Raw genomic sequence first — 8,158 nt, forward strand, 5'->3', positions numbered from 1 at the left:
CAGGGCAGGGGGTTTGAGCTTTCGGTGTTGCCATGCGCACTAATTCAGAAGCCGATGTGCGGCAAAATCCAGGTTTTGGCACGACGGACTGGCGTGCGGCTCGACAACTCAAAACCCCACCTGGGGTTTTGTCGACGCGCGCAAGCGCGATGCCCTTCCGAAGGCTCGAACCGAACGCGCGGTGTGCCAAAACCTGGATTTTGCCGCACATAGCACTTTAAAGACGTGCACGCCCGCGGTGCGTCGACCCTTAGCGGAAATCCTCTTCGTCGGCGTGCTCCCAGCCGAACAGCGCGTCGCCCACGAGGCGGAACGAAAAGGGCAGCGGCGGCTGCACGTCGCCGTTGTCGATGCGCTCCGCGACGCCTTCGAGCTCCTCCAGGAGGTCGAAGAACGACAGCTCGTCGAGCGAAGGCATGCCCTGCGCCACCTCTTCCGGCGAGATCAGCAGGATCTGCAGCACGATGTCGAGATGGCCGTCGAGGCGAGCGTTGTTATCCAGCAGCGCCTCCACGTTGTCGCGCCCGAAGAACGACTTCTCGATGCAGTACCAGCCCACGGCCTCGGGCGCATCCTCGTCGTCCAGGTAGTTGCTGAGGATGATGCCGTTGTCCTCGAGGTCGTTCACGGTGAAGCACGACACGAGCGTCTCGGGAGTCACGAGCGGTTCGTCGTTCTCGTCAAGATCGCTCATCACGTATACGAGCTCGGCTGCCAGCCCGTCTGCGCCCACGTCGAGCGCCAGCCCGTAGCAGTAGCCGGGATTGGCCTTGCGCGTGCCCCAGTAGAGCTCGCCGTGGTGTTCGAGAAGCGTTTTGACGGTAGCGGCCATGAGGATCCCCTTCGCGCGACGTGCTTGATCGGATCAGTCGAGTATAGAGCATCGTGGCGAGCGGTGGTACGATGGTCGGCGACTGAAAGGAAAACGACATGCCGATCATCCACCTCGAAGACCTCGACGACCCGCGGCTCGCCGCGTACTCGGGCATGACCGACGCGCAGTTGCGCGATTGCCCCGACAGCACGCACGGCCTGTTCATCGGTGAGTCGCGCAAGGTGATCGAGCGCGCGCTGGCCGCCGGGGTGCGGATGCGCTCGCTGTTCATGGAGGAGAAGTGGCTCGATCAGACGATGCCACTCGTCGATTCGCTGTTGGACGGCGATCCCGACTTTCCCGTGCTCGTGGCCACGCGCGAGCAGTTCCGCGCCCTGACCGGCTACGAGGTGACGCGCGGCGCGCTGGCCGCGTTCGAGCGCCCGCCCTTGCCTCGCGTGGAGGATCTGCTGGCGAGCGCGCGCCGAGTGGCTGTGTTGGAGGACGTGACGAACTACACGAACATCGGCGCCGTGTTCCGCTCGGCGGCGGCGCTGGGCATCGACGCGGTGCTGGTTACGCCGTCGTGCCACGACCCGCTGTACCGTCGCGCCGCGCGCGTGGCGATGGGGACGGTGTTCCAGGTGCCGTGGACGCGCATCGGAAGCGAGCGCGCCTGGGCGGCCGAGGGCGTGCCGCTTCTGCGCTCGCTGGGCTTCTCGACGGCCGCGCTCGCGCTGTCGGACGAGGCGATCTTCCTGCACGACGAGCGCCTGCGCGGCTGCGACAAGCTGGCGCTGGTGCTAGGCACCGAAGGCGACGGCCTCGCGCCCTCGACGATCGCGAACTGCGACTACACGGTGAAGATCCCCATGGACCACGACGTGGACTCCCTCAACGTGGCGGCGGCCAGCGCCGTGGCCTTCTGGGAGCTCCGCACGAAGTGGCGCGATTGAGCGCCGTCTACTCCAAATCCAACCCGTCGATCACTTCCCGGAGCGTGCTCGCCGACTCGTGCAGGCGCGCCAGTTCGTCGTCGGACAGCGGGGCCGGCACCTGGTACTCGATGCCGTTCTTGCCGACCACAGCCGGCATCGACAGCACCACGTCGTGCAGGCCGTGCACGCCGTTCTGGAAGTTCGACACGGGCAGGATGGGCTTCTCGTCGCGCACGATGGCCTCGCAGATGCGTTTCACCGACATGGCGATGCCGTAGTAGGTGGCCTTCTTCTTCGCGATGATCTCGTAGGCGCTGTTCTTCACGTCCTCGGCGATGCGCTGCATCGACTCGTCGTGTTCGAAATGGCCGCGCAGCTCGCAGAAGTCGTTCACCGGGATGCCCGAGATGTTCGCCGTGCTCCATGCCGCGATCTCGCTGTCGCCGTGCTCGCCGATGATGCGCGCGTGCACGTTGCGCGGGTCCACGCCGAGGTGCTCGCCCAGGATGTACTTGAAGCGCGCGGTGTCCAGCACCGTGCCCGATCCGATGACGCGGTTCTCGGGCATGCCCGACAGCTTCAGCGCCACGTGCGTGAGGATGTCCACCGGGTTCGACACCACCAGCAAGATGCCCTGGTAGTCGCGATGGGCGATTTCGGGGATGATGGACTTGAAGATGCTCACGTTCTTATGCACGAGGTCCAGGCGCGTTTCGCCGGGTTGCTGGTTCGCGCCGGCCGTGACGATGATGATGGCCGCATCGGCCGCGTCGTCGTAGTCGCCCGCGTAGATGTTCATGGGGCCGGCGAAGGGCATGCCGTGCGCGATGTCGAGCGCTTCGCCCTCGGCGCGGTCGCGGTCGACGTCGATGAGCACCATCTCGGTGAACAGCTCGCTCTGCATCAACGCGAACGCGGTTGCCGAACCCACGAATCCGCACCCTACGATGGCCACTTTCCGATCGTTGATAACGCGCTGCATACGCTTCCTTCCGTCGACATGTTCGAGTGAGAACCTACTGCATCCCGGCGAACCCGTCAAGGTCGTTCATCGATTGTCTGTACCGAAAAAAGGATAGGGCGGCTATACTGAGAGCGTGGCAGGCAAGCTGCACCGTCGTCGCCAAGGAGGGGCCATGGCCATCAATCGTCAGAAGCTCAAGCTGCTGTACCTCATGCGGATGCTCGAGGAGGAGACCGATGCCGAACGCGGCCTCACGATGGCGCAGATCATCGGGAAGCTGGAAGCGCTGGGCATCTCGGCCGAGCGCAAGTCCATCTACCGCGACATCGAGGCGCTGCGCGAGTTCGGCGTGGACGTGCGCACCTACCAGCGCGCGCCGGTGGAGTACGCCGTGGAGCACCGCGCGTTCGCGTTCGCCGAGCTGCAGCTGCTGGTGGACGCGGTGCAGAGCTCCCGCTTCCTCACGCAGCGTAAAAGCGACGCGCTGGTGGAGGGCGTGAAGCAGCTGGCCTCGCGGCGGCAGCGCGCGCTGCTGGACAAGCGCGTGCACGTGGAAGGCCGCATCAAGATGCAGAACGAGTCGGTGTTCGGCAGCGTCGACCGCATCCAGGAGGCCATCGCGCTCAAGCGCCGGATCTCGTTCGTCTACTTCAAGTACGATGCGGCGAAACGCAAGGCGCTGCAGCATAACGGCGAGCGCTACATCGAGACGCCCGTGCAGCTCGTGTACGCGGAAGGCTACTACTACCTGGTCGTGTTCAACGAGAAGCACGACGATTTCGCGAACTACCGCGTGGACCGCATGGACCGCATCGAGGTGCTGGACGAGCCCGCGCTCAAAAACGAGCGCATCGCCACGTTCGACGCGCGCGAGCTGGAAAGCCGCGCGTTCGGCATGTACAGCGGCGAGCCGGTGGCGGCCACGCTGCTGGTGGACGAGGAGGTCATGGGCGCGGTCATCGACCGGTTCGGCAAGGACGTGGAGTCGGTGCCGACGGGGGAGAGGCGGGCGCGCGTGTACGCGACGGTGATGAAGAGCCCCGTGCTGTTCGGGTGGCTGGCTCAGTTCGGCGGCCGCGTTCGCATCGAGAAGCCGACCGCGCTGGCGCAGGAGTACCGCGCCTACCTTGAGGACATCGTCGCCGCGTACGAGTAGGACGCCGCCGTTCCAGCGCCTCGGCTGTCCGCGCGCCTCACACCGCCTGCGGCATCGCCTCTTCGTCGTGCTCGCAGGCGGGTCGGCCGCCGCCGACGACCAGTCGGCCTCCGTCGTCGAGGACGATCTCCAGTTCCACGAGCAACCCGTTCTCGTCGGTGCAGAACACAAGATCGCTCACCTGCCGTCCGATGGCGTACGAGCAGGGGCGCAGGCTCTTCCAGCGCAGTCCCGCTACGGGCGCGTCGGTTTCCAAGCTGCCGACGTGCAGCGCGATGTGCGGCCCCCGCATCACGAACACGGCGAGGTCGCAGCCTTCGAACCGCAGGACGGTAGGCGCGCCGGGCAGGTAGGCGCGGGCGCGTTCGTCGAACAGGGCGAGCACGTCTGCCACGTACGATCCGACGGCGCAGCGCGCCTGCCTTCGGTTGGCTCGTGCGAGGCCGCGCGGGTCGTCGAACCATCGCTGGTACAGGTTCGCGAACGCCGCGGCCGCGTCGACGGGGGCGAAAAGGGACGTTTGGTCGGCTTGTCTTGCATGCATGGGACTCTCCTTTGCTCTCTTGTTGCGTATGGTACACGTTCGGCGGTTCAAGCCTGTCCTTTCTGTGGGACAGCTGCCGATCGTTCGGTCCGCATGACCCGTCTGCGCCGCTCGCTGCCCGTGTGCCTTCTCCGCGCCTTGCGCGCGCGGCCGCCGCAAGGCGCGTCGTTTGCGTTAGAATGACGCACGGGAAACACGTTGGAGACGCTCGTCGGTTTCGAGCCGATAATGGATGGAGAGCCAGTGGCCAAGCTATCGATTGCGCCGCGGTCGCGCGACGATGCGCGGATTGCCGCGCACCTGGACACCTTCGCGCGCCGTGTCGAGGCGACGCCGCCGGGCATGTGCCCGCTGGCCGTGCAGCTGACCATGCTGCAGGCAAGCGGCGCGCAGACCTGCGGAAAGTGCGTTCCGTGTCGCGACGGCATCCCGCAGCTGGCGGCGATGCTCAAACGCGTGGTGGACTGCGACGCCGACGAGGGCGTACTGGAGGGCCTGCGCGCGCTGGCCGAGATGATCCGCGACACGTCGGATTGCGCCATCGGCTACGAGGCCGCCCGCAGCGTGCTGGAGGGTCTCGATACGTTCGCCGACGAGTATGCCAGCCACGTGCACGTCCGCGTTTGCCAGGCCGGCGTCGGCCAGACGGTTCCCTGCGAGACGCTGTGTCCCGCGCACGTGGACGTGCCCGCCTACATCGCGCTCACGGCGGCGGGCGACTACGCCGGTGCCGTCAACATGGTGCGCAAGGATAACCCGTTTCCCACGGCTTGCGCGTTCGTGTGCGAGCATCCTTGCGAGACGCGGTGCCGCCGCACGCTCATCGATGCGCCCATCAACATCCGCGGGATCAAGAAGTTCGCGGTCGACCAGATGCCAGCCGACCAGGTGGCGCCCCCGCCGCGCAGCGTGGACACCGCGCGCACCGTCGCCGTCATCGGCGGCGGGCCCAGCGGGCTCACCTGCGCGTACTTCCTCGCGCTCATGGGGCACCGCGTGACGGTGTTCGAGGAACGCGCCCAGCTGGGCGGCATGCTGCGCTACGGCATCCCCGCGTACCGCTTTCCGCGCGAGCGCTTGGACGAGGACATCCGCGGCATTCTGAACGCCGGCACCATCACGGCCCGCTGCGGCGAAGCGGTGGGCGCGCATGAAATGGCCGAGATAGCCGACACGTACCATGCGGTGTACGTCTCCATCGGCGCGCAGACGGGCAAGTCGCTGCGCATCGACGGCGTGGATGCCGAAGGCGTCGTCTCGGCAGTGGATTTGCTGGGGGCCATCGGCGATGGCGACTATCCCGACTTCACGGGCAAGCGCGTGGTGGTGGTGGGCGGCGGCAACGTCGCCATGGACTGCGCGCGCACGTCGGTGCGCGCCGGGGCCGACGAGGTCTCGGTGGTGTACCGGCGCCGCAAGGACGACATGACGGCGCTGCCGGCTGAGGTGGAGAGCGCCATCGCCGAGGGCGTGGAGATGATCGTGCTGGAGGCGCCCGCCAGCATCGAGGTGGACGAGCGCGGACATTGCACGGCGCTCATCACGCAGCCGCAGATGATCGGTCCCGTGCGCGGCGGCCGTCCGGCGCCGATGGCGGCCGACAAGCCGACGCGCCGCATAGAAGCCGACATCATCCTCATCGCCGTGGGGCAAGATGTGGTGTCGGGCCCGTTCGAGGAGTTCGGCATGAGCACCACCTGGGGTTGCTTCAATGCCGACGATCATCTTGCGGCCGAAGGGTACGACCATGTGTTCGTGGGCGGCGACTGCCAGACCGGCCCCTCTACGGTGATCCGCGCCATCGGGGCGGGAAAGGTGGCTGCGCGCAACATCGACGAGTTCCTGGGTTACCATCACAAACTGCCGTGTGACATCGAGGTGCCCGAACCGCTGCCGAACGACCGCACGCCCAAGGGGCGCGTGGAGATAACCGAGCGTCCCGCGCGCGAGCGGCGGCTCGATTTCGATGGCGTCGAGAACGGAATGAGCCGCGAAGAGGTCGTGCAGGAGTGCGGGCGCTGCCTGCGCTGCGATCGTTTCGGCTGCGGCGTTATGGAAGGAGGCAGGCACCAGTATGCCTAGCATCACGATAGACGGGATCGCCCTCGACGTTGCCGAAGGCTCCACCATCCTCGATGCCGCGCGCGCTGCCGGCATCCGCATCCCCACGCTGTGCTTCCTGAAAGAGCGCAGCGCCATCGCCTCGTGCCGCGTGTGCGTCGTGGACGTGGAAGGGCTCGACCAGCCGGTGCCCTCGTGCGCCACGCCCGTGCAAGACGGTATGAAGGTGACCACCTCCTCGCCGCGCATCGAGGCGTACCGCCGCATCGCGCTCGAGCTCATCATCGCCGATCACGGCCTCGATTCCACGAACTACTGCTTCTCGTGCGATAAGAACGGCGCCTGCGAGCTGCAGGCCGTCTGCCGTGAGTACGGCGTGCTGGAGTCTCCTTTCGAGGCAGCGCAGAAGCGCGAGCCCGTGCGCGACGAGAACCCGTTCCTCGCTTACGACCCGAACCTGTGCATACGCTGCCAGCGTTGCGTGGGCGCCTGCAACGACGCCGCGCGCAACCACACGCTGGGAACCGCGAAGCGCGGCGTTCGCACGCTGATCGAGGCGCCGTTCGGCGCGGACTGGCGCGCCACCGACTGCGAGTCGTGCGGCAACTGCGCGCAGGCGTGCCCCACCGGAGCGCTCACCGAGAAGCGCCGCGCGACGTACCGCTCGTGGGAGACCGAGCGCGTGCGCACCACGTGCCCGCACTGCGGCGTGGGCTGCCAGCTGGATTTGGTGGTGAAGGACGGCGTCGTCGTGGACGCCGAGGCCGCGCCGGGCCCGTCGAACCACGGGCTTCTGTGCGTGAAGGGGCGCTCGGCAAGCTTCGATTTCGTCGACGCGCCCGACCGCATACGAACGCCGCTCGTGAAGAACCGCGAGACGGGAGAGTTCGAGCCCGCCACCTGGGACGAAGCGCTCGACCTCGTGGCGAGGCGCTTCACGGAGCTCCGCGATGTCCACGGCGGCGAGTCGCTGGCGGCGTTCGCGTGCTCGCGCTCCACGAACGAGGACATCTACCTGTTCCAGAAGATGGCGCGCATCGTGCTCCAAACGAACAACGTGGACTGTTGCGCGCGTGTTTGACACGCCCCCACGGTCGCCGGTCTGGCGACCATGCTTGGTTCCGGCGCGATGACGAACTCCATCGAAGACGTCACGCGCAAGGCGGAGGTCATCATGCTCGTGGGGTCGAACCCCGAGGAGGCCCACCCCGTCATAGGCATGCAGATCCGCGCGGCGGTCGAACGCGGCTGCCGGCTCATCGCGGTCGACCCGCGCGACATCGGGCTGGCCGCGCATGCCGACATTCATTTGAAGCTGAGGCCGGGAACGAACGTCGCGTTCGCGAACGGCATTGTGAACTACCTGATTCAGCACGAGCTGTACGACGAGGACTTCGTGCGCGAGCGCACCGAGGGCTTCGAGATATTGGCCGCGACGGTGCGCGACTACACGCCCGAGCTGGTGGAGGACATCTGCGGCATCGACCGTCGCGACCTCGTGGCCGCGGCGAAGATGTACGCGGCAGCCGACGCGGCGGCCATCATGTACTGCCTCGGCGTGACGGAGCACTCCACGGGAACCGACGGCGTCATGGCGCTGTCGAACATCGCGATGATCTCCGGCAACCTGGGCAAGCCGGGCGGCGGCGTGAACCCGCTGCGCGGCCAGAACAACGTGCAG

At 66.9% G+C, this 8,158-nt stretch carries 7 protein-coding genes; 4 read left to right on the forward strand and 3 right to left on the reverse strand.

The window, feature by feature from the left end; genetic code table 11:
- Positions 1 to 250 precede the first annotated feature (250 nt).
- Positions 251 to 832 carry a hypothetical protein gene (locus ACMO6A_RS02520; RefSeq protein ID WP_009304981.1) on the reverse strand — a complete coding sequence of 194 codons (582 nt, stop codon included), beginning with the start codon at positions 830 to 832 and terminating at the stop codon, positions 251 to 253.
- A 98-nt stretch (positions 833 to 930) separates the two neighbouring features.
- Between ACMO6A_RS02520 and ACMO6A_RS02525 the strand changes: the two genes are divergently transcribed.
- On the forward strand, positions 931 to 1,770 hold the full coding sequence (locus ACMO6A_RS02525) for a TrmH family RNA methyltransferase (protein ID WP_418470730.1): 840 nt from the start codon (positions 931 to 933) through the stop codon (positions 1,768 to 1,770).
- 7 nt (positions 1,771 to 1,777) lie between these two features.
- Here ACMO6A_RS02525 and ACMO6A_RS02530 read toward each other — a convergent pair whose 3' ends face one another.
- On the reverse strand, positions 1,778 to 2,734 hold the full coding sequence (locus ACMO6A_RS02530; protein ID WP_009304979.1) for an L-lactate dehydrogenase: 957 nt from the start codon (positions 2,732 to 2,734) through the stop codon (positions 1,778 to 1,780).
- Between the two features lie 154 nt (positions 2,735 to 2,888).
- Here ACMO6A_RS02530 and ACMO6A_RS02535 point away from each other — a divergent pair, with 154 nt between their 5' ends.
- On the forward strand, positions 2,889 to 3,872 hold the full coding sequence (locus tag ACMO6A_RS02535) for a helix-turn-helix transcriptional regulator (protein ID WP_009304978.1): 984 nt from the start codon (positions 2,889 to 2,891) through the stop codon (positions 3,870 to 3,872).
- A 37-nt stretch (positions 3,873 to 3,909) separates the two neighbouring features.
- On the opposite strand, the gene ACMO6A_RS02540 is transcribed toward ACMO6A_RS02535, so the two are convergent.
- Positions 3,910 to 4,416 carry a hypothetical protein gene (locus ACMO6A_RS02540; RefSeq protein WP_009304977.1) on the reverse strand — a complete coding sequence of 169 codons (507 nt, stop codon included), beginning with the start codon at positions 4,414 to 4,416 and terminating at the stop codon, positions 3,910 to 3,912.
- A gap of 228 nt (positions 4,417 to 4,644) precedes the next feature.
- Here ACMO6A_RS02540 and ACMO6A_RS02545 point away from each other — a divergent pair, with 228 nt between their 5' ends.
- Both ACMO6A_RS02545 and ACMO6A_RS02550 read left to right on the forward strand, forming a co-directional pair.
- Complete coding sequence (locus tag ACMO6A_RS02545; RefSeq protein ID WP_418470731.1) at positions 4,645 to 6,498, forward strand: NAD(P)-binding protein; 1,854 nt, start codon at positions 4,645 to 4,647, stop codon at positions 6,496 to 6,498.
- Positions 6,491 to 8,158: molybdopterin-dependent oxidoreductase (locus ACMO6A_RS02550; RefSeq protein WP_418470732.1), on the forward strand; the 1,668-nt coding region annotated here is incomplete at its 3' end. The genes ACMO6A_RS02545 and ACMO6A_RS02550, both read left to right, overlap by 8 nt.

Source organism: Eggerthella sp., from assembly GCF_048329335.1.
GTDB classification, from domain to species: Bacteria; Actinomycetota; Coriobacteriia; order Coriobacteriales; family Eggerthellaceae; genus Eggerthella; species Eggerthella lenta.

Coding starts and splice junctions, on each gene's coding strand:
- ACMO6A_RS02520 (WP_009304981.1), bottom strand. CDS start 832: ATGGCCGCTACCGTCAAAACGCTTCTCGAACACCACGGCGAGCTCTAC.
- ACMO6A_RS02525 (WP_418470730.1), top strand. CDS start 931: ATGCCGATCATCCACCTCGAAGACCTCGACGACCCGCGGCTCGCCGCG.
- ACMO6A_RS02530 (WP_009304979.1), bottom strand. CDS start 2,734: ATGCAGCGCGTTATCAACGATCGGAAAGTGGCCATCGTAGGGTGCGGA.
- ACMO6A_RS02535 (WP_009304978.1), top strand. CDS start 2,889: ATGGCCATCAATCGTCAGAAGCTCAAGCTGCTGTACCTCATGCGGATG.
- ACMO6A_RS02540 (WP_009304977.1), bottom strand. CDS start 4,416: ATGCATGCAAGACAAGCCGACCAAACGTCCCTTTTCGCCCCCGTCGAC.
- ACMO6A_RS02545 (WP_418470731.1), top strand. CDS start 4,645: ATGGATGGAGAGCCAGTGGCCAAGCTATCGATTGCGCCGCGGTCGCGC.